Origin of the sequence: Paenibacillus woosongensis (assembly GCF_030122845.1) — a bacterium.
Taxonomy (GTDB): Bacteria; Bacillota; Bacilli; order Paenibacillales; family Paenibacillaceae; genus Fontibacillus; species Fontibacillus woosongensis_A.
The window spans coordinates 3,202,943-3,228,525 of record NZ_CP126084.1 but is presented as its reverse complement, the minus strand read 5'-3'; the positions used below and the strand labels follow the sequence as shown (position 1 = coordinate 3,228,525).

29 protein-coding genes and 1 riboswitch are annotated in these 25,583 nt (G+C 50.3%); of the genes, 28 read left to right on the top strand and 1 reads right to left on the bottom strand.

Annotation, left to right across the window (positions count from 1 at the left end; translation table 11 throughout):
* The first annotated feature begins 121 nt into the window (after positions 1-121).
* The 12 genes from QNH46_RS14845 (at position 122) to QNH46_RS14790 (ending at position 10,119) form a co-directional block, all read left to right on the top strand.
* Positions 122-358, top strand: coding sequence for a DUF4227 family protein (locus QNH46_RS14845; protein ID WP_283924996.1), 237 nt, complete (start codon positions 122-124; stop codon positions 356-358).
* Positions 359-381: 23 nt separating this feature from the next.
* Positions 382-1,299, top strand: coding sequence for a site-specific tyrosine recombinase XerD (gene xerD / locus QNH46_RS14840; RefSeq protein WP_283924995.1), 918 nt, complete (start codon positions 382-384; stop codon positions 1,297-1,299).
* Positions 1,300-1,334: 35 nt separating this feature from the next.
* Entirely contained in the window at positions 1,335-2,162 is an 828-nt protein-coding gene (locus QNH46_RS14835; protein WP_283924994.1) for a purine-nucleoside phosphorylase, read from the top strand.
* A gap of 172 nt (positions 2,163-2,334) precedes the next feature.
* Positions 2,335-3,522 carry a D-alanyl-D-alanine carboxypeptidase family protein gene (locus QNH46_RS14830; RefSeq protein ID WP_283924993.1) on the top strand — a complete coding sequence of 396 codons (1,188 nt, stop codon included), beginning with the start codon at positions 2,335-2,337 and terminating at the stop codon, positions 3,520-3,522.
* 89 nt (positions 3,523-3,611) lie between these two features.
* Positions 3,612-3,965 (top strand): anti-sigma F factor antagonist, encoded by a 354-nt coding sequence (spoIIAA, locus tag QNH46_RS14825; protein WP_283924992.1) that lies wholly within the window; start codon positions 3,612-3,614, stop codon positions 3,963-3,965.
* Positions 3,962-4,414, top strand: coding sequence for an anti-sigma F factor (spoIIAB, locus tag QNH46_RS14820; protein WP_283924991.1), 453 nt, complete (start codon positions 3,962-3,964; stop codon positions 4,412-4,414). Before spoIIAA ends, spoIIAB begins: the two co-directional genes overlap by 4 nt.
* 11 nt (positions 4,415-4,425) lie before the next feature.
* Entirely contained in the window at positions 4,426-5,181 is a 756-nt protein-coding gene (gene sigF / locus QNH46_RS14815) for an RNA polymerase sporulation sigma factor SigF (RefSeq protein WP_283924990.1), read from the top strand.
* Between the two features lie 174 nt (positions 5,182-5,355).
* Positions 5,356-5,997, top strand: coding sequence for a stage V sporulation protein AA (locus QNH46_RS14810; protein WP_283924989.1), 642 nt, complete (start codon positions 5,356-5,358; stop codon positions 5,995-5,997).
* A complete protein-coding gene (locus QNH46_RS14805) occupies positions 5,994-6,419 on the top strand; it encodes a stage V sporulation protein AB (protein WP_283924988.1) in 426 nt (141 codons plus the stop codon). The genes QNH46_RS14810 and QNH46_RS14805 overlap by 4 nt, the downstream gene beginning before the upstream one ends.
* Before the next feature lie 48 nt (positions 6,420-6,467).
* On the top strand, positions 6,468-8,126 hold the full coding sequence (locus QNH46_RS14800; protein WP_283924987.1) for a spore germination protein: 1,659 nt from the start codon (positions 6,468-6,470) through the stop codon (positions 8,124-8,126).
* Positions 8,127-8,235: 109 nt separating this feature from the next.
* Positions 8,236-9,567 carry a diaminopimelate decarboxylase gene (lysA, locus tag QNH46_RS14795; protein WP_283924986.1) on the top strand — a complete coding sequence of 444 codons (1,332 nt, stop codon included), beginning with the start codon at positions 8,236-8,238 and terminating at the stop codon, positions 9,565-9,567.
* A gap of 114 nt (positions 9,568-9,681) precedes the next feature.
* On the top strand, positions 9,682-10,119 hold the full coding sequence (locus QNH46_RS14790) for a peptidylprolyl isomerase (protein WP_283924985.1): 438 nt from the start codon (positions 9,682-9,684) through the stop codon (positions 10,117-10,119).
* A gap of 158 nt (positions 10,120-10,277) precedes the next feature.
* On the opposite strand, the gene tlp is transcribed toward QNH46_RS14790, so the two are convergent.
* The gene (gene tlp / locus QNH46_RS14785; protein ID WP_213590558.1) at positions 10,278-10,502 is read right to left on the bottom strand and encodes a small acid-soluble spore protein Tlp; all 225 of its coding nucleotides are present in this window, start codon (positions 10,500-10,502) and stop codon (positions 10,278-10,280) included.
* A gap of 709 nt (positions 10,503-11,211) precedes the next feature.
* On the opposite strand from tlp, the gene QNH46_RS14780 reads away from it, so the two are divergent.
* The 16 genes from QNH46_RS14780 to ccsB all read left to right on the top strand — a co-directional run bounded on the left by QNH46_RS14780 (position 11,212) and on the right by ccsB (position 25,542).
* Positions 11,212-11,493, top strand: coding sequence for a hypothetical protein (locus tag QNH46_RS14780; protein WP_283924984.1), 282 nt, complete (start codon positions 11,212-11,214; stop codon positions 11,491-11,493).
* 133 nt (positions 11,494-11,626) lie between these two features.
* Positions 11,627-11,803, top strand: a riboswitch (FMN riboswitch).
* Positions 11,804-12,120: 317 nt separating this feature from the next.
* Positions 12,121-13,224 (top strand): bifunctional diaminohydroxyphosphoribosylaminopyrimidine deaminase/5-amino-6-(5-phosphoribosylamino)uracil reductase RibD, encoded by a 1,104-nt coding sequence (gene ribD / locus QNH46_RS14775; RefSeq protein ID WP_283924983.1) that lies wholly within the window; start codon positions 12,121-12,123, stop codon positions 13,222-13,224.
* Positions 13,225-13,259: 35 nt separating this feature from the next.
* Positions 13,260-13,940: a riboflavin synthase gene (locus QNH46_RS14770; RefSeq protein WP_283924982.1), complete on the top strand. Its 681-nt coding sequence runs from the start codon at positions 13,260-13,262 to the stop codon at positions 13,938-13,940.
* 45 nt (positions 13,941-13,985) lie between these two features.
* The gene (locus QNH46_RS14765) at positions 13,986-15,224 is read left to right on the top strand and encodes a bifunctional 3,4-dihydroxy-2-butanone-4-phosphate synthase/GTP cyclohydrolase II (RefSeq protein ID WP_283924981.1); all 1,239 of its coding nucleotides are present in this window, start codon (positions 13,986-13,988) and stop codon (positions 15,222-15,224) included.
* A 29-nt stretch (positions 15,225-15,253) separates the two neighbouring features.
* Positions 15,254-15,721, top strand: a complete 468-nt coding sequence (gene ribH, locus QNH46_RS14760; RefSeq protein WP_110932447.1) for a 6,7-dimethyl-8-ribityllumazine synthase — start codon at positions 15,254-15,256, stop codon at positions 15,719-15,721.
* 118 nt (positions 15,722-15,839) lie between these two features.
* Positions 15,840-16,637 (top strand): segregation and condensation protein A, encoded by a 798-nt coding sequence (locus QNH46_RS14755; RefSeq protein ID WP_283924980.1) that lies wholly within the window; start codon positions 15,840-15,842, stop codon positions 16,635-16,637.
* Positions 16,606-17,211, top strand: a complete 606-nt coding sequence (gene scpB / locus QNH46_RS14750) for an SMC-Scp complex subunit ScpB (protein WP_283924979.1) — start codon at positions 16,606-16,608, stop codon at positions 17,209-17,211. The genes QNH46_RS14755 and scpB overlap by 32 nt, the downstream gene beginning before the upstream one ends.
* A gap of 82 nt (positions 17,212-17,293) precedes the next feature.
* Positions 17,294-17,986: a DUF2953 domain-containing protein gene (locus QNH46_RS14745; protein ID WP_283924978.1), complete on the top strand. Its 693-nt coding sequence runs from the start codon at positions 17,294-17,296 to the stop codon at positions 17,984-17,986.
* Between the two features lie 126 nt (positions 17,987-18,112).
* Complete coding sequence (gene ytfJ / locus QNH46_RS14740; protein WP_283924977.1) at positions 18,113-18,577, top strand: GerW family sporulation protein; 465 nt, start codon at positions 18,113-18,115, stop codon at positions 18,575-18,577.
* 147 nt (positions 18,578-18,724) lie between these two features.
* The gene (locus QNH46_RS14735) at positions 18,725-19,885 is read left to right on the top strand and encodes a D-alanyl-D-alanine carboxypeptidase family protein (RefSeq protein ID WP_430691832.1); all 1,161 of its coding nucleotides are present in this window, start codon (positions 18,725-18,727) and stop codon (positions 19,883-19,885) included.
* A gap of 31 nt (positions 19,886-19,916) precedes the next feature.
* On the top strand, positions 19,917-20,546 hold the full coding sequence (locus QNH46_RS14730) for a nucleoside recognition domain-containing protein (RefSeq protein WP_283924976.1): 630 nt from the start codon (positions 19,917-19,919) through the stop codon (positions 20,544-20,546).
* Between the two features lie 6 nt (positions 20,547-20,552).
* Positions 20,553-21,086 (top strand): spore maturation protein, encoded by a 534-nt coding sequence (locus QNH46_RS14725; protein WP_283924975.1) that lies wholly within the window; start codon positions 20,553-20,555, stop codon positions 21,084-21,086.
* A gap of 117 nt (positions 21,087-21,203) precedes the next feature.
* Entirely contained in the window at positions 21,204-21,947 is a 744-nt protein-coding gene (locus tag QNH46_RS14720) for a pseudouridine synthase (RefSeq protein WP_283924974.1), read from the top strand.
* A 121-nt stretch (positions 21,948-22,068) separates the two neighbouring features.
* On the top strand, positions 22,069-22,599 hold the full coding sequence (locus QNH46_RS14715) for a redoxin domain-containing protein (RefSeq protein ID WP_283924973.1): 531 nt from the start codon (positions 22,069-22,071) through the stop codon (positions 22,597-22,599).
* 19 nt (positions 22,600-22,618) lie between these two features.
* On the top strand, positions 22,619-24,298 hold the full coding sequence (gene resB / locus QNH46_RS14710) for a cytochrome c biogenesis protein ResB (RefSeq protein ID WP_283924972.1): 1,680 nt from the start codon (positions 22,619-22,621) through the stop codon (positions 24,296-24,298).
* Entirely contained in the window at positions 24,295-25,542 is a 1,248-nt protein-coding gene (ccsB, locus tag QNH46_RS14705; RefSeq protein WP_283924971.1) for a c-type cytochrome biogenesis protein CcsB, read from the top strand. Before resB ends, ccsB begins: the two co-directional genes overlap by 4 nt.
* Positions 25,543-25,583 lie beyond the last annotated feature (41 nt).

Here is a 25,583-nt window from a genome sequence, read left to right as displayed (position 1 = left end):
TTAAACGGAGCCACATAAATCCCCTTTGTCTTCTATATACTATGATCAGGCGCCTGTCCGACCAGGTTTTACTGGTTGGAAGGCATGAGTTCGGGTAAAGAAATAGGAGAGGGAGAGGCTTATGGTAATTTCAGTTCGAAAATGGCTGCGGAGCGTCAAGTTTGCGGTATTGTTCATTGCGCTGGCGTATTTGATGTACAAGGTGCTGGGTACATTCGGCGGCTATCTGCTTCCAGAGGATAAATACCGTATTCCAGATGGCTCGGCCATTAAAGCTTTTCAAACGGAGCGGGCCGGCAATTATGGAATTGAATTTATGGCGGAACGATTAAAGCTGTTTTATTGGTACGGAGAATAAATGAAGAACTGGGGGCGCGAAGTTTGGAACAGTATATTGCCCCGTTTATGGGTTATTTGACTGATCATAAGAGGTTAAGCGCGGCAACGTTGGAATGCTACAAGCGGGACGTAGAGCAATTTATCAGTTATTCACAAGAACGCGGGGTGAATGAGCCTGCCCAACTGACGAGGGCAGGGGTGAAGCTTTATTTCACGATGCTCGGCCATTCTGGAAAAGCCCCGGCAACCGTGGCCAGGTCTGCGGTGTCGCTGCGCGCTTTTTTTACATATTTGCAGCGGGAGCGGCTTTTGGATCAGGAGCCGGGCGAATGGATTGAGGCGCCAAGAATCGACAAGTCCCCGCCGCAGACGCTGACTGTGGCCGAGGTCGATTTGCTGCTGGACATGCCAGATGTGTCCCAAACCTCCGGGCTGCGTGACAAGGCGATGCTGGAGCTGATCTATGCGACAGGAATCCGCGTATCCGAGCTTATTGCGCTGGATGTCACGGACGTCGATACCGCTATGAAATTTGTGCGGTGCTCTGGCGGGAAGGAGCGGATTATCCCCATGGGGACCGTTACGGCTGAGTGGCTGGAGAAATATTTGAGAGAAAGCCGCCCGAAGATGTTAAACCGGTCCGACACCGAAGTGCTGTTCCCTAATGCAAGGGGAGATCGGCTCTCTCGCCAGGGTTTTTGGAAAATCGTCAAGAAGTACGGCAGGGAGGCTGGGATCGAAGCGGACATTACTCCGCATACGCTTCGCCATTCCTTCGCCGTGCATCTGCTGGAAGGCGGCGCTGACGTAAAGTCGGTGCAGGAAATGCTAGGACATGCCGATATGGTTACCGTGCAGATGTATTTAAGCAAACGCAAGCCCAACTTGAAGTCCGTCTATGAGGCATTTCATCCCAGGGGCAAGGCGCAGGCCTTCGATTCTTCAGTTGGACAAACGTAATCATATGATATTTTATACAAAGGAGATTAATGACAATGACAACGATATTAACGCAAGGAATGATTCAGGAAGCCGCGGATTATATTCGTTCCAAATCGAGTGTGGCGCCGAAGATCGGCTTGATCCTTGGCTCGGGTCTGGGTGTGCTGGCTGACCATATCGAGGAGGCTGTGAGCATCGCTTATAAGGATATTCCTTATTTTCCCCAGTCGACGGTAGAGGGGCATGCGGGCGAGCTGTTGATTGGTACGGTGCAAGGAGCCCCTGTCGTGCTGATGAAGGGCCGTTTTCACATGTATGAAGGCTACGGTCCGGAACTGACGGCATTTCCGGTTCGGGTGATGAAGGCGCTTGGGGTGGCAAAGCTGCTTGTTACAAACGCAGCAGGCGGAATTAACACATCGTACAAGCCTGGCGATCTGATGCTGATCTCGGATCACATCAATATGACGGGGAGAAACCCGCTCGCAGGTCCGAATGATGCTGAACAGGGTCCTCGTTTTCCAGATATGTCGGAGGCCTACAACCGCAAGCTTCGCGAGATTGCCAAGCAGGTAGCCAAAGAAAAGGAAGTACCGCTGCAGGAGGGCGTCTATGTAGGCTTGCTAGGGCCATCATACGAAACGCCTGCAGAGATTAGAATGTTCCGTACTCTGGGAGCAGATGCTGTAGGCATGTCCACGGTATCGGAGGTTATCGTAGCCAGACATGCTGGCATCGAGGTGTTGGGCATATCCTGTATCAGCAATATGGCTGCTGGCATTCTGGATCAGCCGCTTTCCCATGAGGAAGTGATCGAGACGACGGACCGGGTTCGTGAGAAGTTCCTTAACCTCGTTCTCGGAATTATCCCCAAATTGTAACATTGGACTAGCGTCAAACTATAAAGATTTTATCGGGCGTTCTCAACGATCTTGCCAAGATCGGAGGGGGCGCTGTTTTTTTTGCTCCAGAAGGAATATATTGGCTTTCTTTCGCCGATACTAGGTTAGCAGAATCCAATATTTTGTAAAATATGTTGAAGGGGGACTATTCTTGAGCAAGCGGCTGATAATTTGGAGCATCGCAGTTCTGCTGATTTTCCCGGCCTGGCCGGCGGCCATGTCCGCCAATCACGGCGGGGCGCATGAGGATGGGGATGTTCTATTGGCGGAAAATGCCAATTCCGCCGTGTTAATGGATGCAGATACGGGAACGATCATTTATGAGAAGAAAAGCCATGACAAGCTGCCGCCAGCCAGCATCACGAAAATCATGACCATGCTGCTGACGATGGAGGCAATTGAGAAAGGCACCTTGAAGCTTTCGGATAAAGTGACTACAAGCGAATACGCGGCTTCGATGGGCGGTTCGCAAATATTCCTGGAGGCAGGGGAACAAATGACCGTGGAAGAATTGCTCAAAGGCATAGCGATGGCCTCGGGCAATGATGCTTCCGTGGCGATCGCCGAGAAAATCGCCGGATCGGAAAAAGGCTTTGTCAGGCTAATGAATCAGCGGGCTGCCGAGCTTGGTATGAAGAATACGCAATTTAAGAACTGTAACGGTCTTCCTGTCGAGGGACATTACAGCTCAGCTTATGACATTGCCATCATGAGCCGGGAGCTGCTGAAGCATCCGGAGGTTACGAAATATACGGGGGCGTACCAGGATTACTTACGGCAGAATACGCAGAAGCCGTTCTGGCTTGTCAACACGAACAAGCTCGTCCGGTTCTACACCGGCGCGGACGGATTGAAGACCGGTTATACGTCGGAGGCCAAATTCTGTTTGGCGGCCACGGCGCAAAGAGATGGCCTGCGGCTGATCGCCGTTGTCCTGGGAGAACCAAATACGAAGACGCGGAACAGTGAGGTTTCCGCCATGTTCGATTACGCCTTCTCCCAATATGCCCTGATGCCGATTTACAAGGCCGGCGAAGTGATCGGGAGAGTGAAGATCCAAAAGGGACAATCCTCGATGCTGGAGCTGTCTGCAGCCCGCCAACTGAATGTGCTGGTCAACAAGGGAGCTGCCCCGGGCAGCATCACTCATAAGCTTGAGGTACCTGAGAAGCTTGCTGCCCCGATCAAGAAAGGCCAAAATATCGGGAAGCTGATCGTTTATCAGGAGAATAAGGTTATCACCGAGTTCCCATTGAAATCACCAACGGATATTGATAAGGCAGGATGGTGGACGATGTTCAAGCGCTCTGCCTCGCATCTGTTTTTTGTAGATTCATAGGGTTTTTCTTCTAGTTTTGTCAGGTGGAAGGAATTCTGCTGAGGCTTATCGAATTGTTGTGTTCATGTCAGGGAGGAGAGTGAACAGACGTGAATTTACATGTGGAAATGGTAAGGCACCGCGAGACGCTGATCGTGCGTTTAAGCGGAGAGCTGGATCACCATACGGCCGACGACGTCCGTATGCGAATGGATGAGGAGATTGCGCGGGGGGATTGCCGCCATCTAGTGCTTAGCTTGAAGTCCTTGGATTTTATGGACAGCTCGGGTCTGGGCGTCATTCTCGGAAGATACAAGCTGATTAAGCATAAGGGCGGAAAAATGGTGCTGTGTGACGTAAACCGCTCGGTATACCGGCTGTTCGAAATGTCGGGTCTCTTCAAGATCATGAGCATTTTCGAGAATGAGAGCGATGCGCTCTCTGAATTGGAGGTCGCATTATGAACCAGTCCGCCAGCAATTTCATGTCGCTGCAATTTGCCGCAAGATCGGAGAATGAATCCTTTGCCAGAGTGACGGTTGCCGCATTTGTATCGCAGCTCGATCCCACCATGGATGAAATTACGGATCTGAAGACCGTCGTGTCCGAAGCCGTAACGAACTGCATTATTCACGGATATGACAACGATCCCGAAGGAATCGTCACGATTTCAGCTCAGATTGAAGGGGATACCGTTACTTTGGTGATAGAAGACAAAGGACGGGGAATCGAAGACGTTGAGCTTGCAAAGCAGCCACTCTATACCTCTAAGCCGGAGCTGGAGCGTTCGGGGATGGGCTTTACGATCATGGAGAATTTCATGGATGAGTTTGACGTTGTCAGCGAAATGGGCGGAGGCACGTCCATTCGGATGAAGAAGAGGATTGTATCCAAGAAAGCTTTATATAATTAGGGGTTGGATCTATGGATGCGGATGTGAAGCAAACCTCAAGAGAGTTTTTGGATGATGCCGAAGTGAAGCGGTTAATTGCTCTGAGCCAATCCGGGGACCATAGTGCACGGGATCGGCTGGTGAACTGCAACATTCGGCTCGTCTGGTCGGTAGTGCAGCGGTTTATGAATCGGGGGTATGAGCCCGAGGACCTGTTCCAAATCGGCTGTATCGGCTTGCTGAAATCAGTGGATAAGTTCGATCTCAGTTATGACGTCAAATTTTCCACGTACGCCGTTCCGATGATTATCGGAGAAATCCAGCGGTTTCTGCGCGATGACGGGACGCTTAAGGTCAGCCGCTCGCTGAAGGAGATGGCGAACAAGGTTCGCAAGAAGAAGGATGAGTTATCCAAAGTACTGAATCGCCTGCCCACGGTTAAGGAAGTAGCGGACGAGCTCGGCTTGACGCCGGAGGATGTCGTATTTGCCCAGGAAGCCAACAAACCGCCGACCTCGATTCATGAGACGGTGTTTGAGAACGATGGCGATCCGATCACACTGATGGATCAAATCGCTGATGAGTCCCAGGAGCGATGGTTCGACAAGCTGGCGCTTCACGAGGCGATACATGGCTTGTCCGACCGGGAGCGGCTGATTGTATATTTGCGTTATTTCCGCGATCAGACCCAGTCTGAGGTAGCAACCCGGTTAGGGATTTCCCAAGTGCAGGTATCGAGGCTGGAGAAAAAAATCCTGCAGAACATTCGCGACCAAATTGCCCAATAACACAGCAGGGTTAGGTTGGCAAGTACAGCAGTTGCACTAAACGGCTTTCGGTTAAATACCGAAAGCCGTATTTTATATTCAAGGCGGGTGCAGGTGTTTTGCTGGGTTGCGAGTAAATCAGCCTCCCGCTTGGCATACTATGGACAACAATTCGTCCTGGAAAGAGGTGTTAGGATGAAACAGGGAACAGCTACGATATATTTGCAGCTGCGCAAGCATGTCAAGCTTCCGCTCGGCCAGGATGTGCGGCTTCGGGATGTTGCGCGCGTTCTAGCTGACCCGAACATTGAGCCGAGACTCCTGGACATTGTCCTTAAGCAGCCGCGCGGGGAGGACGGCAATCTTGTTCTGATCGATATGCTGCAGATTATATCGCGCCTCCAAGAGCGTATTCCGGATATACAAATAGAGTATATGGGCGAGCCTCAGGTATTGGTGGAGATGGTCGGCAAGGAAAAAAGGCCGCTGCTGGTTCTGTTTCTTGCCGTTTGGCTGCTTCTATTCTTCGGATCGGCGCTGACGATTATGAACTTCCATGCGGATGTCAGCATGCAGGCGGTACAGGTACGGATCGTGGAAATGATTACGGGAGAGCGGGATGAACATCCGCACTTGTTCCAGGGAGCCTATTCCCTTGGCATCGGCTTCGGGATGGTGTTGTTCTTCAATCATTTGTTCAAGAAAAAGTGGAATGAAGAGCCTACTCCCCTCGAAGTGGAAATGTATCTATATCAAGAAAACCTCGATCAATTCGTCATTACCGAGGAATACAAGAAGATGCATAAAGCGGCAGGACGGGGGGAGAAGGACCCTTGATTTCACCCTGGTCAGCGGCGGTGCTTGTCTTTCTTGGGTTGGCCGGAGGCATTGCGGTGGGAGGAGGTGTCATTGCTCTTTTTATCGTGCTAGACGTCATTCCGAGACTTGCCCAAGTGACCCGGACGTATGACAAAGTACATTGGTATGAAGGAGCCATGGTCAGCGGAGCGTTCATCGGAACCGTAGCCGATTTCTATCAGTGGCATATACATGGCCCTTGGCTGATTAGCGGCTTTGTCGGTTTGTTGAATGGCATTTTCGTCGGTCTGCTCGCGGCAGCCTTGACCGAGGTGCTTAACGTCCTGCCGATTCTCGCCAAGAGGCTGCGGATGCAGCATTATTTGCTGGGGCTGCTGCTGGCGATGGTATTCGGCAAAGTAGCCGGTTCTTTATTTGAATTTTTTGTTTATACACCTTAGGACAGCAAGGCTGAATTGATGCGAGTCTAATGGAAGGAGGTAAAGGATATGACGGATCGGGAGCATAACGAATATTCACAGGAGCAGCCGGATTTTATTCCATATCCGGAGGAACACTCCGCCGAGGAGAAGGACGTTGTTGACAGGGAGAAGGGGCAGGGGGACGAGAACGAAGAGCTGCGGAATCAGAAGGTGGAGAATGAGCGTTCCGATACGATCGAGGAATCGGTCGTTTACTGGCAGAAGAGCGGCAGGATTAGCGAGGATCTAGATACGACGAAAAAAACGCTGGAGGAGGTCGTCGGACTCGGCAAGAGCTTTGATATTGATTTTCGCGAAATGACCTTCGGGGAGACGCGAACAGGGTTGTTCTTCATCAGCGGCTTTGCGAAGGAGGATATTTTACAGGAAATTCTGAAACGCTTGACATATTTGTCGCCCGATAATGTATCTTCCGGGGCGCTGCATGCTTTTTTTGACCTTTATATCCCGCATATCCAGGTAAAAAAAATCAATAAGCTGAGCGATGTCATTACGATGGTGCTCAGCGGAATGAGCGCCTTGTTCATTAATGGGGAGCAGGAAGCGTTAGTGATGGATACCCGGTCGTACCCGGTACGGAATCCGGAAGAGCCATCGCTCGAACGCGTTGTGAGAGGGGCGAGGGACGGATTTACCGAAACTCTGCTCACGAACATTACGCTTGTCCGCCGGCGGCTTCGCGATCCTGGCCTCACCTTTGAATTGCATAAGGTGGGGCGCAGAACGCAAACCGATGTATGCATCGCTTATATCGATGATATCGTTGATAAAACGCAGGTCGATTCCGTACGCGAGAAGATCACATCCATTGATATCGACGGCATTCCGCTAGCGGAAAAACAATTGGAAGAAGCGATCGTGCGCAAGGGCTGGAATCCCTATCCGCTAGTGCGCTACTCGGAGCGTCCGGATGTCGTTGCTTCGCACATTCTGGAGGGAAGGGTTGCGATATTTAGCGATACGTCGCCGAGTGTCATTATTTTTCCGACGACGTTTTTTGATTTGTGCCAGCATGCGGAGGAGAACAGGCAGACGGCATTTATGGGCTCCTATTTACGCTGGGTGCGGTTTGCCGGTATATTCGCTTCGTTGTTTTTACTCCCACTTTGGCTCCTCATGGTGATTCATCCCGAGCTTAAGCCAGCTGCGCTATCGTTTATTGGCCCACAGACCCAGGCTAAAATCCCGCTGATCGCCCAGTTTCTTCTGATTGAATTCGGCGTAGATCTGCTTCGGATGGCTGCGGTACATACGCCGACTCCGCTTGCTTCGGCGATGGGTCTGATCGCGGCAATACTCATTGGAGATATTGCTGTGAAAACAGGTTTGTTCGTCAACGAGGTCGTGCTGTATATGGCTGTTGCAGCCATTGGAATGTTTGCCACGCCGAGCTATGAGCTGGGGCTTGCCAACCGGGTGATTCGGCTGGGTTTGCTTATCGCTGTTGCGATTTTCGGCGGTCCAGGGTTTGTCGTTGGCGTGACGGCTTATATCGTTTGGCTGACGCTGCGCCGGTCCTATAATTCCTCCTATCTGTGGCCGTTTATTCCGTTTAATGCAAAGGCAATGGCCGCCATTTTGTTCCGCTTGCCGGTCATGACCTCCAAGCAAAGGCCATCCTTCAACAAGACAAGGGACCGCACTCGCATGCCGCGTAATGAGTAGCAGATCAGGTTGTCCGTAAAAAAATACAAATGATATTCACAAAAATCCATTTTTCAGTTCACCTAATGTTTGCTATACTGGTGTAAAAGTTGAAAGTGGAGAGTGCTAAATGTATTTACACGGTACTAGTAAAATTAATGCCAAAGGGCATCTCGAAATCGGCGGCTGTGATACCGTCGAACTGAAGCAGCAGTATGGTACTCCGCTATATATCGTTGATGAAGCACTTGTACGGCAAAGATGCCGCGAATATATGGATGCTTTCAAGCAATCCGGCCTGTCTTTCCAGGTAGCTTATGCGAGCAAGGCTTTCTGCGTGATGGCGATGTGCAGAGTTGTGGAGGAAGAGGGCCTGTCCTTGGACGTCGTTTCGGAAGGGGAGCTGTATACGGCACTGCAAGCCGGGTTCCCGGCGGAGCGGATTCACTTCCATGGCAACAACAAAACGTTGGATGAGCTGGAATTGGCCATTAGCGCGGGCATTGGCTGCTTCGTTGTGGACAATTTCACGGAGCTGCATATGCTGCAAGCAATCGCTGCTGAGAAGGGCGTCGCTGTGAACGTGCTCCTGCGCGTGACTCCTGGTGTGGAAGCACATACGCATGAATTCATTTCAACAGGCCAGACCGACTCGAAATTTGGCTTCGATATTGGGAACGGCTCGGCGAAAGAGGCGGTAGAGCTTGCCTCCGGCAGCCTGAATCTGCGTTTGCTTGGCCTGCATTCTCATATCGGTTCGCAAATTTTTGAAGTGGAGGGCTTCGAGCTTGCCGTAGAGCGCGTTGCTCAATTTGCGGCGGACGTCAAGGAGACGCTTGGCGTCGTGTTCAAGGTCATCAATCTGGGTGGAGGCTTTGGAATCCGTTACACCGAGGAGGATCAGCCGCTGCATGTATCTCAGTATGTCAAAGCGATTACAGATGCGGTGAAGAAGCACTTCGCATTAGTCTATGCGCAAATTCCAGAAATTTGGGTAGAGCCGGGCCGCAGCATTATCGGCGATGCCGGTACAACGTTGTATACGATCGGCTCGACGAAGGACATTCCCGGCGTGCGCAAATATGTTGCTGTTGACGGCGGGATGACGGATAACCCGCGTCCAGCGTTGTACGACTCCAAATACGAGGCCATGCTGGCGAACCGGGGCAATGATGACAACGAAGAGACGGTGTCGATTGCCGGCAAATGCTGTGAGAGCGGGGATATGCTCATTTGGGATCTGGAGCTGCCTAAGGCTAACCAGGGAGATCTGCTTGCTGTATCCTGCACAGGAGCGTATAACTACGCCATGGCCAGCAATTATAACCGTATTCGGCGTCCGGCGGTCATCTTCGTCCAGGATGGGGTTAGCGACGTTGTCGTTAAGCGCGAGACGCTGGAGGATATCATCTCGTGCGATGTCATTCCCGAGCGTATTTCCAAGCAGCCTTCGTTTAAATAAGGCTTAATCGTTCCGCCGCCAAAATTGGCGGCGGATTTTTTTGCTCATAACCCGATTTCATAGTAAACTGTAAGAGGTTTGTCTTACTGAGAATAAAGAAGGAAGTGATCCGATATGAAAAAAGGCAAGATCGTACTGGAAAAAGGCGGAGAGGTAGAAATTCAATTTTTGCCGGAAGAAGCGCCGGGCACTGTAGCAAACTTCGAGAAGCTGGCTAACTCCGGCTTCTATAACGGACTAACGTTCCACCGTGTTATCCCTGGTTTCGTGGCCCAAGGCGGCTGCCCAACTGGAAACGGCACAGGCGGACCTGGCTACACCATCAAATGCGAGACGGCTACGAATACGACGAAGCACGAGCGTGGCGTGCTGTCTATGGCGCATGCGGGCAAAGATACGGGCGGAAGCCAGTTCTTTATCGTTTATGAGCCACAGCCGCATTTAAACGGGGTACACACGGTGTTCGGAAAAGTGACCTCCGGCATGGAGTTTGTGGACGAAATCCGTCCTGGCGACAAAATGAAGGAAGTTACCGTTTGGGACGAAGCTTAATTAAAGCGAAGCTTGAAGAAGAATGGCATCGATCGGGAGATCGCTGTCATTTTTTTATTGAGGATGAACATAGTTGAAATAGCCAATAGGAAAGAGAGAACACAGGATAGGATGATCCTGGTTCTCTCTGAAGTTAAGAGTTAACAGGCAGGTTTGGATTACTTTCGAGCGTCGGCGGCTTCGTCTTTAACCTCTTCGCGGAAGCCTTCGATACTGTGCAAACGGCGTTCATTTTTAGCCTCGATTTGGGCCTTCTCTTCGCCGCTGATTTCGTCGGCATGCTCGCTTAAATAATCCTGTCCTTCACGGAAATTTTCAATGGTATCCTGGATGGCATCCTGTAATTTCTCCACATTATCGGAACGATCGTCCGGCTTGGCCACAATAATTACCTCCTTGTCAGCATGTTGTATGTAATTTTCCCGCCGACAAACGCTTTTATGCAAAGTGGCCGCTTGGTTTATTTCTCTGCAAGTACTCCCGGTCATAATAGCTTTTTCTCATCTGCGGTTATGTTCGAATCTTTCGTCGTAATAAAGGTCCTGCCAGCTAAACCGTGAATGTCCTCGTTTCATCTACTCACCTCACTGTTCCTTTTTTATGTTACCAAAATGGTATTATCACATAGTTAGCTCACGACAAATTTTAAGATTCCTTCTTAGCTAGAAAAGTACGCCGGGAAGCAGGAATATTATTAATTTTATTAGATATAAACAAGATTCTCTGTTATTTCATATTGTGTTCTCAGCTCCATCATGTTTTAATGTTAAGTAATCTCTTGTTACCAATTAGGTAATAATAGCATGAAATTTATGAATAATCAAACAAATGTTCTTATTATACCTTAAATTTACTAAAAATTAATTCACTAGTATTTTTTCTTATGTTTCAGGTGCTAATTTTGCATACCTATTGAAAATAATAGCTTGAAATTGAGTATTGCTAGAGATATTCTGTTCATCAAATAGATTGCTACCTAGTACCTACTACTAACGAATTAATGCAACCGTTTAGTTTGACAGTATTTTGCGCAAACGTAACCGGTTAAAAATAAAAAAAGTAAAAATTGATTGAAGTGGGAGGAGGACTCTTATGTATAGCTGTATCCATTGCGGTAGCGTCTACTTGAGAAAAGAGGATGCGGAAAAATGCGTTGATCAGGAGGTTGAGACGCCGCTTATTGAAGTGGGGAAACTATTAATAGATCACTCTTATGACCGGGAAACAGTCATCCGGTGCTTCAGTATCAAGAAAGCGGGGCATGAAATTTCCTATCAATTTGAGTGGCTTGAACCAGAAGGAAATGAGTGGAAATACGTATTTACTGTAAACAGCAATCGCTGCTTGAAGGATCATTTTTCAGAGCAAATATGATTGCAAGTTCAAATGAACAATAGGGTTGTGCAAGGTGTCCATGCAGATTAGCGCCTTGCTTTTTATTTTTTTTGGTGGTAACATCTTTACGAAGCCATTAATCAACACATTTAAGACAATAAAATATTTCCAACGTTAACTTCGGGGCAGGGTGAAATTCCCTACCGACGGTGATGACTGCTTGAAGACTCGATAGAATGAGTTTGAAGCTAGTACAAGTCCGTGACCCGCTTGCGCTACATAAGAAGCTTGCGGCTGAGCCGGTGAGATTCCGGGACCGACAGTATAGTCTGGATGGGAGAAGGAGACGCAGGATATATGACGTATCGACTACGAGTATATCTAATATAATCAAAGCATATTCTTTAAGTTCCAATTTTCACAATGACATGTTCATTCATGAGAATCATGTCATGTTGGAAACCGGGATACTTAAAGAGTTGGTTGAGCGACGACGGCTTGGGCTGCTTTTTGATGATTGGCCCCTATGTTCCGTTATGTTTTCGCATACCCAACTTTGTGTGCTTTCATTTTGCGTACATTTGCTCTCATGCCCCATCGGATTCCGGTGGGGCTTATTTGTTTGCTGCCGATGTTGCTTGAAGCAGGGTGGAGGTGAAACATATTTTGGAGATCATTAATGATGAGTACTATATGAGGCTAGCCCTGGACATGGCGGGCCGGTCTCAGGGACAAACCGGCATCAACCCGGTGGTTGGGTCCGTTATTGTAAAGGATGGAGCTGTCATCGGTCTTGGCAGTCACTTGAAGCGGGGAACTCCGCATGCGGAAGTTCATGCGCTGAATATGGCCGGCGAGGCGGCAGAAGGCAGCACGGTTTACGTGACGCTAGAGCCGTGCAGCCATCACGGGGCAACGCCTCCATGCAGCGAAGGCCTGGTCAAGGCCGGGGTAAGCCGCGTAGTTGTTGCTTGCGAAGACCCAAATCCACAAGTGGCCGGTAAAGGTATAGAGCTGCTGCGGCGAAACGGAATCGAGGTGGAGGTCGGTGTCCTGCGGGATGAGGCGATAAAGCTAAACCGGAAATTCATCAAATTCATTACGACCGGGATGCCGTATGTCACGATTAAGACCGCCAGTACGCTGGACGGGAAAATCGCTTCTAAAAACGGTGACAGCAAATGGATTTCAAACGCTGCATCAAGGGAGCGCGTACACACGATGCGCCATCGCCATCATGGGATTATGGTCGGTGTGGATACGGTGATCGCTGATGATCCTTCTTTAACGACGAGGCTATCGGTACCTGGCATTTCGCCGGCGAGAATCGTTGTCGACTCGACTCTTCGTATACCTGATGAAGCCAAGGTGCTCAGCGATAACGCCGTACAGACGATTGTGCTGACGACGGAGAAGGCTTCTGAAGCCAGGCGGGCACAGTTAACCGAGCGGGGAATCCAGGTTATTGTTAGCGGCAAAGGGCCGCAGGTCGATCTTCGTTCCGGATTGCGCAGGCTTGGCGAACTCGGCATTTCTTCGCTGCTTGTCGAAGGGGGAGGACGTCTTAACGGATCACTGCTTAATGGCAAACTGGTTGATGAGGTGGTTTTATTCATGGCGCCAAAAATCATCGGCGGTCTGAATGCGCCAGGCACCTTTGTGTTTGATGGCTTCGAACTTATGAAGGATGCGGTTGTCTTAAACGATATAACCGTGGAGCAGATCGGCGATAATGTTTGCATTTCGGGATATCCCGCTTGGAATGAATAGAGAATTTCAGAAGTTAATGGAAGGAGGGGGCTGAGTTGTTTACCGGGCTAGTGGAGGAAGTAGGCGCCATCAAATCGGTTCAAAGCAAGGGCGAGGCGATGGTCATCAGCATATTTGCAAACACGGTGACCCAAGGGATGAAGCTGGGGGACAGCGTCGCTGTCAACGGGGTGTGCCTGACGGCCACGCATTTTGACCGTTCATCCTTTTCGGTAGACGTTATGCCGCAAACGTACCGCCATACGAACCTGAGCCAGCTCAGATCGGGCAGCAAAGTAAACCTGGAACGAGCTATGGCTGCAAACGGCCGTTTTGGCGGACATATCGTTCAGGGGCACGTAGACGGAGTAGGAACGATCACGGGAGTGAAGCAGGATCAGAATGCGGTCGTCTTCGAAATTTCCCCTGCGAAGAAATCCCTGTTTAAATACATTATTCCTAAAGGCTCCATTACGGTCGATGGAATAAGCCTTACAGTCGTCCGCGCGGGAGGGCCTATCTTCAGCGTATCGATCATTCCCCATACTTTGGCAGAAACCGTTCTGGCGCATAAACGCCAGGGGGATACCGTTAATCTGGAATGCGATATCCTTGGCAAATATGTTGAGCATTTGCTCGCGTTCGGGAAAAAGAATTACGAGGATGAGCCGTCCGAGACCGAAGACTCCTCAATAGGCATCGATATGCCGTTTCTGATGAAGAACGGGTTCGCATAAGTCATATTGCTTCAATTAATCGTGCAGCTATAGGAGGGACCTATTATGAGTGATATTCAATTGGACCGGGTGGAGGAGGCCATTTACGAGCTCATGCGCGGCAAAGTCATTATCGTTGTCGATGATGAGGACCGGGAGAATGAAGGGGATTTCGTGGCTCTTGCCGAGAAGGCGACGCCTGAGGTCATCAACTTCATGATTACCGAAGGGCGCGGGCTCGTCTGTCTGCCGATTACTTCGGAGCGGGCGGAAGAGCTTGATTTAAAACCGATGGTTGCGCAAAATACGGACTATCATGGTACGGCTTTTACCGTATCGATCGACCATGTCGACACAACAACCGGCATATCGGCCTATGAACGTTCGCTTACGGTGAAGGCGATCATGGATCCCAGCGCGAAGCCTTCCGACTTCCGCAGACCAGGGCATATGTTCCCGTTGATCGCGAAGAAGGGCGGTGTTCTGCGGCGTGCAGGGCATACGGAAGCGGCGGTCGATCTAGCGCGGATGTGCGGTTCATATCCAGCCGGCGTCATCTGCGAAGTGATTAAGGAAGACGGAACGATGGCGCGCTTGCCGGATCTTGTGCAGATTGCCAAGCAGTTCGACTTGAAGCTGATCAGCGTCAAGGATTTGATTCATTACCGCAACGAGAAGGAGAAGCTCGTTACTCGGGAGGTGGAGGTACGCATGCCGACCGACTACGGTGAGTTCCGCGCGATCGCGTATACGAACGATGTAGACGCCAAGGAGCATGTCGCTCTCGTCAAAGGGGAAATCAGCAGCGAGGAGCCTGTGCTGGTGCGGGTCCATTCCGAGTGTCTGACCGGAGACGTGTTCCATTCCCACCGCTGCGATTGCGGGCCGCAATTCGAGGCAGCACTAAGGCAAATCGAAGAGGAAGGCAGCGGTGTCCTGCTATACATGCGCCAGGAAGGACGGGGCATTGGGCTGGTCAACAAGCTCAAGGCTTACAAGCTGCAGGAGCAAGGACTGGATACGGTTGATGCCAACCTGAAGCTCGGCTTCCCGGCTGACCTGCGAGATTACGGCATCGGCGCGCAGATTCTGAAGGATCTTGGCGTCCGTCAGATCCGGCTGCTAACCAACAATCCTCGTAAAATTACCGGACTTGAGGGCTACGGTCTGCAAGTCGTGGAACGTGTCCCTATCCAAATGAAGGAAAATGAGGACAACAGCAATTATTTGCATACGAAGCAGAAGAAACTGGGGCATTTGCTTCATTTTGACGACATCGAGCAGAACGAAACATCGGGCAATTAGACCATCATATAAATTGGAGGAATTGATTTATGGCACAAGTATTTGAAGGACATCTTGTCTCGGAAGGTTTGAAATATGGGATCGTCGTTGGCCGCTTTAACGAGTTTATAACGAGCAAGCTGCTTGGCGGTGCGCTGGACGCATTGAAACGTCATGGTGTAAAAGATGAGGAGGTAAACGTAGCCTGGGTTCCCGGAGCATTCGAGATTCCGTTTGCCGCACAAAAGATGGCCGAAAGCGGCAAATACGATGCCGTCATTACGCTAGGTACGGTCATCCGTGGATCAACGTCTCATTATGATTATGTATGCAACGAAGTCGCTAAGGGCGTAGCCGCGATCGGATTGAAAACAGGTGTTCCGACGATCTTCGGTGTAGTGACTACGGAGAATATCGAGCAGGCCATCGAGCGCGCAGGCACGAAGGCAGGCAACAAAGGCTGGGATGCTGCAATGGCTGCAATCGAAATGGCCAACTTGACGAATTTGCTAAAATAGTGCTTATTTAATGTAGTACCCTAAATTAGGGTACTGCATTTTTTATTCACTTTGCGTTCAATAAGGAAAGCAATAAGGAAAGCCTTTTGAACTGCCTCTAACGGGTGGAGGATGTCCATTGACGACAGTAACTTATAAACTGGATACCTTTGAGGGTCCGCTGGACCTGCTGCTTCATCTTATCGATAAGGCAGAGGTCGATATATATCAAATATCAGTCAGTGAAATTACCGATCAATATCTGGAATACCTGGATAACATGCAGGAGCTCGAGCTGGAAATCACGAGCGAGTTTCTCGTTATGGCAGCTACCCTGCTATCGATCAAGAGCAAGCAGCTGCTTCCTAAGCCGCCTGTGATCGAATTCGATGACGATTTCGATTATTTGATGGAGGATGAGGAGGATCCGCGGGACGAGCTGATCCGCAAGCTGATCGAATATCGCAAATACAAGGGGATTGCCGAGCATCTGCACGAGCGGGAATGGGAGCGAAGCCTGATCTTTACGAAGGAGGCCGAGGATTTATCGCCCTTCATGCCGGAAGTGCATGACAATCCCGTAAAAGGGCTGCATGCTGCCGACTTGATCGCTTCGTTTCAGAAGGCGCTGCGCCGCGCCGTGAAACGCAGCTCGGTCGCCCGAATTCACCGGGACGAAATTTCGGTCAAGGATCGGATCCGCGACGTAATCGCTGCGCTGGAGAGTACGGGCAGAGGCGGAAGGCTGCTGTTTTCCAAGCTGCTGCATCCGGAGATGTACCGTCATGAAATCGTGGTCACCTTTCTGGCGATATTGGAGCTGATGAAGATGAAGCAGATCGTATGTTACCAAAACAAACTTTTTGATGACATTGTGATGGAGTGGAGAGGGGAAGTAAAGGCAGATGAATTATCGGGACTTGAAATCGATTATTGAAGGATTGCTGTTCCTGGCCGGAGAGGAGGGCCTCAGCGTAAAGCAGATTGCCGAAGTCACAGAACAGCGCCAGGACATCATCACCGATGCTCTATTGGACATGAAGTCATCCTTTGAGCGGGAGGGGAGGGGACTGCAAATCGTCCAGCTCGCGGGTAATTATCAGCTGGCCACGCTCCCGGAGCATGCAGCCTATTTCGAAAGGCTGGCCTATTCGCCGACCCGCTCGTCCTTGTCCCAGGCTGCGTTGGAGACTTTATCCATCATTGCGTACCGCCAGCCGATAACCCGGATCGAGGTGGAGGAGATTCGCGGCGTCAAGTCGGAACGGGCTATTCATACGCTGGTGAACAAAGACTTGATTCAGGAGGTCGGGCGTGCCGAGGCCATCGGACGGCCAATTTTGTACGGCACGACAGCTGCCTTTTTGGATTATTTTGGCCTAGGCAGCCTGCAGGATTTGCCCGACCTGAACGAGTTTGAAAGTGCGGAGAATTTGGAGGAAGAGACCCAGCTGCTTTTCCAGAAGCTGGAGGAGCAGCAGCTTACGTTTGATGACGTTAATGAGGAGTAGCACAGCCTGCAGCGCATGATTTCCTTTTTACGGAGCCATACTATTTCAAGATCGTCATTTGAATGGTATGGAGGGCTTTCCTGTGTGGATTTGGCTCGGAGTCATCCTGATCCTTTTGCTCGCATGCATTGCTTTGGTCCTCATTTTATTATCTCCGATCAAGTTTCGCTTGGTTGCCCGCAAAGTAAACTGGAACGAAACCGTTCGTATAGAAGTAGTTACGCTTTACGGGTTAACTCGGCTTCGCTATGAAATTCCGTACATCATTTTTAAAAATATGAAGGACGGCTTCAAGGTGGAGCAGAAACATACAAGCAATCTTGAAAAGGGAGAAGCGGATAGCAGTGCGCAGGACATCAATAAAGACAAAGTTCGTTTTTGGGCAGATCAATTTCATGATTTGCTGCGGGCGACAAGAGGGCTAAAGCAATGGATGGCAAGCACGCTAAGGTATGTTACTTTTGACAAGCTGGACTGGTCCACGAATGTTGCTTTGTCCAATGCGGCTCATACCGCAACTTTATCGGGAGTGCTATGGGGCTTGAAAACGACGTTAATCGGGTGGTTATCCTGCTACATACGCTTAAAGCAAAGGCCCAGGCTGTTCGTTGTGCCCGTCTTTGATCAGCCGCCGCAATTTGTCACCGAATTTGAATGCAGCGGCAAAATTCGCTTAGGGCGAGCGCTATACGCCGGATTCGTACTTATTGTTCGTGTGCTAAAGGTAAAAGGCGGATTCAAAAAATGGCTGAGCTTCACCGTCAAAGGAAATTAAGGGAGTTCGCGGTCTTAGGGCCTGCGGGCTCCTTTTGATTTTGTCACGCATATTACGGCCATGTGCTGTGCACACTGTAGAAGTGAAGGTAGTTCTTATTACTTAGGTTGAAGAGGAGGATTAATCATGTCAGATCATCCGATCCAAGGGCTGATGCAAACGGCCATGGAAAATATCAAAGATATGGTGGATGTAAACACAATTGTCGGCGAACCCGTGGAAACGCCGGACGGCAGCGTTATATTGCCGATTAGCCGCGTTGGTTTCGGCTTTGCTGCCGGCGGGAGCGACTATAATACAGATGAGATCCATGAGGCGTCTGCGCACGATAAACAACTGCCTTTTGGCGGAGGCAGCGGCGGAGGCGTGTCGATCAATCCGATCGCTTTTCTCGTTGTCGGGAAGCAGGGCGTGAACATCGTTCCGCTGGATAATCAAACCCATCTGTTTGAGAAAATGATCGATGCCGTTCCATACGTCATGGACAAAATCCAATCGATGTTTCCGAACAACGGCGCGGGAACAACTCCGTCAGCTTCGATTCAGGGGATCCCCGTTCCCGACCATAATACAGGAAATACGTACAGCTAAACAGGCTTGCCAGTCGAAGAGGCTGATCGATCCTTTCCGCCGATTTTCGGGAGGGGTCTTTTTTTGCCGGGAACGGTGGACATACTCCCCTCTTTTCCCGCATATAGTGTACAAGTATTAGCGCTAGAATACCGGAGGAGTCGCATAATGACAATACGCTTGATATTTCGTTACAGCATGGCAGCCATGATGGCTGTATCGTTGCTCATCCCCGTAAACGCAGCAGCATCAAATAAAGCGCCACGTCCGCCGGGAACTCATGCACAGGCGGCATCCCTGATCGACGTGAAGTCGGGACGCATTCTTTACAGCCACAAAGGCGATGTGGAAATGCCAGTGGCCAGCTTGACCAAGATCATGACAGCTATTGTTGCGATCGAGCACGGCAAATTGGATGATGTGGTGACTGTCACTAAAAATGCCTATCGCAAGGAAGGCTCCTCCATCTATCTGGAGCTTGGAGAAGAGATGACGCTGGAAAACTTGCTCTATGGCCTGATGCTTCGCTCAGGGAATGATGCGGCGACAGCGATCGCCGAGCATGTCGGCGGGTCGGAGGAAGGGTTCGTCCATTTAATGAACGAAAAGGTGAAAATGCTGGGGCTCAAGCATACTCAATTCCAGAATCCGCATGGCCTAGATGCGAAGGGGCATTATTCCTCGGCTAACGATTTGGCCGTTATAACCGCTTACAGCCTGCAGAATCCTGTATTTAAGGAAATCGTTAAAACGCGAAGCAAGCGAGCCCCCAACCCGAATAATCCCTGGGATTACAAATGGGATAATAAAAATAAAATGCTGCGATTCTATGAGGGAGCTGACGGGGTTAAGACAGGCTATACCAAAACCGCCCGCCGCTGCCTGGTCAGCTCCGCAAGCCGGGCAGGCCAGCAGCTGGCTGTCGTCACACTTAACGATGGAGACGACTGGAACGATCACCAGAAACTGCTCGATTATGGTTTTGCCAATTATCCGCTGAAGAAAATCATTGAAGCGGGACAGCCTGTAGAGAACGGCCTAGTAACGGGTACCGGGTTCAGCTATGCCCTTGCCAGCGGGGAACTGGAACGCGTTGAGCGCAGGCTGTTTCTCCAGAGCGCGCGGGCCAAAGACTTCGGATACAGCGGAAAAATAAAAATCTCGCTGGATGGCCATGAAATCGGACAGGTTCCTGTCTATGAGCAGGGCAGCTTCATACCCTCGCCAGACCCGGCGGGGGGGAACCTGACATCCAAGGCGGCGTTTGCTGGCGGAGGCTGGGGAAATTCATTTGCGGCAGTGATCAAATTACTGCTGCTCGTAGATTAGCATTTTACCCTGTAGGAGAGGGGATGAAATAATGGTTAATAAAATCTGGCTAGGGCTTATCATCATCGGCTTTGCTTTTGCGGCGGTGAAAGGGGATATCAATCTCGTCACCCAGGCGGCATTTGAGGGAGCCGCAACAGGCGTCACGGTTTGCTTTGGATTGATCAGTGTGCTCGTATTCTGGATGGGAATGATGCGGATGGCAGAGGATGCGGGACTCGTCAAAGCCATTTCCAAGCTGCTTGGGCCGGTCGTTACATATTTGTTTCCGGATGTTCCAAAGAACCACCCTGCGATGGGATATATTCTTTCGAATATGAGCGCGAACCTTCTGGGGCTGGGAAATGCTGCGACGCCGATGGGCATTAAAGCGATGCAGGAGCTGCAGGAGCTTAATCCGGACAAGGAAACGGCATCGGCAGCGATGTGTACGCTCCTCGCGCTGAATACTGCGAGCATTACCTTAATCCCAACGACTTTGATTGCCATCCGGCTCAACTTCGGCTCCGCCAACGCGGCGGATATCGTCGGCTCGACCTTGCTGGCGACGGCCATAGCGACCGCGGCGGCGATTGCAGCAGACCGCTGGTATCGGCACCGCACTTTCCGCCGCACGCCGAATCCGCCTGCGCCCGCTTCCGCAATAACGATGAAGAGGTGATCGTCCTTGCTGGATTGGATTAATATTATTTCGGCGTGGGCCGTTCCCATGATGATTGCATTTATTCCGTTATATGCATTTATGAAAAAGGTTCCGGTGTACGAATCTTTTGTGGACGGAGCCAAGGATGGCTTCTCCACAGCGATTGGGATTATCCCCCACTTAGTAGGGATGATGGTGGCCATTAGCGTCTTTCGCGCATCTGGCGCGCTCGAATTTTTTACAGGCTGGATGGGTCCGCTCCTTAAAATGCTGCATGTGCCGCCCGAAGTAATGCCTTTAGGAATACTCCGCCCCTTGACGGGAACCGGCTCCCTGGCCTTCACCACCGACCTGATCAAGACGTACGGGCCAGATTCCATGATCGGCCGGATCGCCTCTACAGTACAGGGAAGCACCGACACGACTCTCTACGTGCTGACCGTATACTTTGGGGCCATCGGCATCCGCAACGGACGCTATGCCTTAAAGGTCGGGCTCTTCTCGGATGCCGTAGGTTTTGTGGCCGCGATTGCAGTATGCTTGCTGATATTCGGTTGACAAGCCGTTTCGACTGTTGAACAACAGTTCGGACGGCTCTTTATTTTTGCCGGATAACCCGTGCTATTGTGATTTTTCTTTCATATAGGTATCATGTTTATGAGGTGACTAGAGATAATGGAAAGATTACAGAAAATATTGGCCGCTGCCGGTGTGGCATCGCGCCGCAAATGCGAGGAATTGATTACGAGCGGCCAGGTGCAGGTGAACGGCGAAACGGTTACAGCACTTGGAACGAAGGCTGACCCGGCTGTGGATGTCATTACCGTAAACGGGAAAACGATAGGGGCAGAGAAGAAAATCTATATCATGTTCAACAAACCCAAAGGTGTGATCACGAGTGCTTCCGACCCGCAGGGAAGAAAAATCGTCACCGACTACTTGAAAGGCATTACCGAGCGGCTGTATCCTGTAGGCCGTCTGGATTATGATACGGAGGGGCTGCTGCTGCTGACCAACGACGGCGACTTTGCCCATTTGCTGACGCATCCGAAACACCATGTGCCCAAAACCTACCTGGCTACCGTCAAAGGAGTACCGCACGGTACGGAGCTGGAGAAGCTGAAGGACGGCGTCATGCTGGAGGATGGGATGACAGCGCCGGCCGAGGTGGAGTACTACGACGTGGATCCCGACGGCAAGCAAGCGGTCATCAGCATTACGATTCACGAGGGCCGCAATCGTCAAGTGCGCCGGATGTTCGAGGCGATCCAGCACCCGGTTACGAAGCTGAAGCGAATTTCCTTCGGAGGTCTTTACCTTGATAATTTGAAAAGAGGGCTGTACCGTCATTTGAGCAAGGAAGAGGTCGAAGAGCTGTTCAAGCAAGCGCGAAGCGCAGGTAAGCCGAGAAAACGATAGAAGGTCACATAAAGTTCAAATTTAACCTAGCGGCATCTATGACACTTTTCGTTATAATGTTCATAGGATATTCACCTTTTGTCCATATAGTATGAGCTTTGTCATAGAAGGAGTGCTGATAATGGGTAAGGCAAGGCGTCCGGTACAAATTATCATATTGACGCTTATCGTCATATTGGGAGGTTATGCGATAGGCACGGCTGTGTTTGGAGGCGAGAAGGGGATTCCTCAAGCTGGCGATAAACCTCCTGCCTTCAATTTGCGCGGTCTAGACGGACAGGTACATAATCTGGAGAAATACCAGGGCAAGGCGCTGGTCATTAACTTCTGGGCGACCTGGTGTAAGTACTGCGTGAACGAAATGCCGGCCTTGCAGACGCAATGGGAGAAATGGAAGGATCAGGACGTCGTTATCCTGGGGATTAATACCGGAGAAGACGATTTGACTGTGGCCAATTTTGTGAAGCAAACTGGAGTCGATTTTCCAATCTTGTTCGATAAGAAGAATGAAATCGTCAGAAAATATGGGGTTGTGCCGATGCCGACTACCTTTTTCGTGAATAAGCGAGGCAAAATTATCTCCATCCATCAGGGCGAGCTGAATTTGAAGACGCTTAACCAACAAATCGCCACGCTCGTTGCGTCCAATTGATGAATAGGAGGACCTGACATTGATTAAAAATACGAAATGCGAATGCGGGCATCAGAATCCGGTCGGCACGGTGCTCTGCGAAGCATGCGGCAAACCTCAATACGAAGAAGCGGACCATAGCTCCAGCGAATTGCTGGAGATGCGCTACGATGGGGTAGCCCGCCGCTCACAGCGGGCCAATCCTAATTTCATCGATAAAATCTGGAATTTCTTCTCCTCGGTTAAAGTAGCGGTGTACCTGATCAGCATTACATTGGTTGCAGCAATGCTTGGCACCGTATTTACCCAGGAGACCATGTTTGTTAAAAATTTCGACCCTTCCACGTACTATAAACAGAAGTATGGAACCATCGGTGAAATTTACTATATGCTCGGACTATCCGACACGTACAATTCCTGGTGGTTCATTCTGCTGCTTGTCATGATTGGCGCATCGCTTGTGATTTGCAGTTTGGACAGGGTATTGCCGCTCTATCGAGCGCTGTCCAAGCAGAAAATCCGCAAGCACATGCAGTTCTTGACCCGTCAAAGGGTGGTCTATCAGGGACCCGTTTCTGGCCGTGGAGAGGAATGGGTGAACCGGGCCATCGCTCCGCTGAAGAAGAAGGGTTACCGGGTTCATACCGACGGCGGGGCTTTGCTGGCGGAGAAGCAGCGTTTCAGCCGCTGGGGCCCGTACGTCATTCATATCGGCCTGATTGTTTTCCTGCTCGCCGTGTTGTTCCGCGGGCTGCCCGGCCTTCATTTGGACGAGCACTATTGGTTTCCCGAAGGAGAAATCACGCAGATTCCCGATACGAACTATTATTTGAAAAATGAGAAATTTACCGTGGAATATTATACTGAGGATGAGATGTCCGATGAATTCAAACAGAAGGGGAAAATCGTTCCAAAGCTGTTCGAGACGAAAGCTGTGCTGTACCAGTGCGTCGCCAGCTGTAATGACCCTTTGAAAGAACCCGAGCTTGTAGAGGTCGACCGGCACAACATCCGTGTCAATGATCCTTTGAGCTACAAAGGACTTCAAGCCTATCAATTCGACTTCGAGGAGGTTACGACGCTGCGTTATGTCCAGCCGACACTAGTGGATCAGGAGACGGGGGAAGTGTATGGTAAGTTTATGCTCCGTATGAACGACCCCGAGACGGAATATGACGTAGGACCTTATCATTTGAAGCTAAAAGACAAGTATTTGGATTTCGGCCTGGACGAGAATAATAAACCGATTACGAAATCGGGCGAGCCGAATGCGCCAGCCTTCTTGTTTACGATCACCGGACCGGGTCTGCCCGAGGATGGAGGACAATTCATCTACTTTCCGTTCCTTCAGCAGCAGGAGCTTTTCGGTCAGGATAAGCTGAATGAAGCGCTGGGAGGCATTAACCACAAGCTGAGATTCGATATGATAGCAATGGAGGACGTTGACTTCATTCATTTCACAAGTTTTTTGAATATCCGCATCGACCGCGCCATGCCTTTTGTATGGACCGGACTCGGAATCGTCATGGTGGGGCTCATTATGGGCTTCTATTGGCAGCATCGCAGAATTTGGCTGCGCATCGATGACGGCATCCTGACCTTGGGCGGGCATACGACCAAGAATTGGTTTGGAATGAGGCGTGAAGTGTCATCGTTCCTGGAAACGATGGGAATTGAAGTGGATGAGAAGTCTTTGGATAACGGAGGAAACCGGTCATGAATATATTGGATATCAGTAAACAGGCATTTGTCATTGCTTTTTTACTTTATTGTGTGGCATTTTGTTTTTATGTGGTGACGATCACGGGAAAAACGTGGAAAAATCGTGATCCGCAGGTGCATGAGCGCAAATGGGGAAAAATTTCGTTTATTACTTCCACGCTTGGACTTATCACTCATTTGGTGTACGTAGCAACGAGATGGGCTTGGTCAGGACATATTCCGGTCAGCAACATGTATGAATTCATGTCCTTCCTGTCCCTAATGATCATCATGGCATTTACGGTACTGTATTTGATTTACCGCAAAGCCCTGCTTGGTTTGTTCGCGACACCGCTGGGGATCGTCGTCATGGCGTATGCGGCAGTGTTTCCGAAGGACGTGCAGCCTTTGATCCCGTCCTTGCGCTCGATCTGGTTGTATATTCACGTCACGTTGGCCGCGGCCGGGGAATCCTTTTTTGCAATCGCTTGTGCCGCAGGCCTGATGTATCTTTTGCGTACCGTCGATTTCAAGGGGACCGACAAATCGGCGCGTCGCCAGAAGCTATGGCTTGAATTTACGTTTTATTCTATTATTATAGTAGTGGGATTTATCGTGTCGGTTTTTGCTTTCCGTGCCGCCGGGTACGAAGCCGTGTTTATGCCTAAACCTACGGAAACCGAGCAGTCTAGAACAGTTGAAATGGTATACAACTTGCCGCCGATCGTGGCGCCCCATAACAGCCAATTGGTTAGCGCCGATTCTTTCCTTGGCATGAGCAAGCCGTGGATGGAGGTTCCGTCCTGGTTCAAAGGAGAGAGCTCAGGGCGCAAAACCAATACGCTTGTATGGGCGTTCATTACCGGGACGGTCCTATACGGTTTGTTAAGGCTTATTATCCGCAAGCCGATTAGCGAAGCGGTGTCACCGGCCGTAAAAGGCTTAGACGCTGATCTTCTCGATGAAATCAGTTACCGTTCGATTGCCATCGGATTTCCGGTGTTTACGCTAGGCGCGCTCGTCTTTGCGATGATCTGGGCTCAGCAGGCCTGGGGCAGATTCTGGGGGTGGGACCCTAAAGAAGTATGGGCGCTCATTACCTGGTTATTCTATAGCGTGTATCTCCATCTTCGGTTATCCCGGGGATTCTATGGCCGCAAAGCCTCGTGGCTTGCCGTATTAGGATTTCTGGTTGTCATGTTCACGCTCGTAGGCGTTAATCTGATCATCGCCGGTTTGCATTCTTACGCGGGTACGGACTAATGATATAATGTAACCATTTACTAGTGCTTAAGCGAATGGGA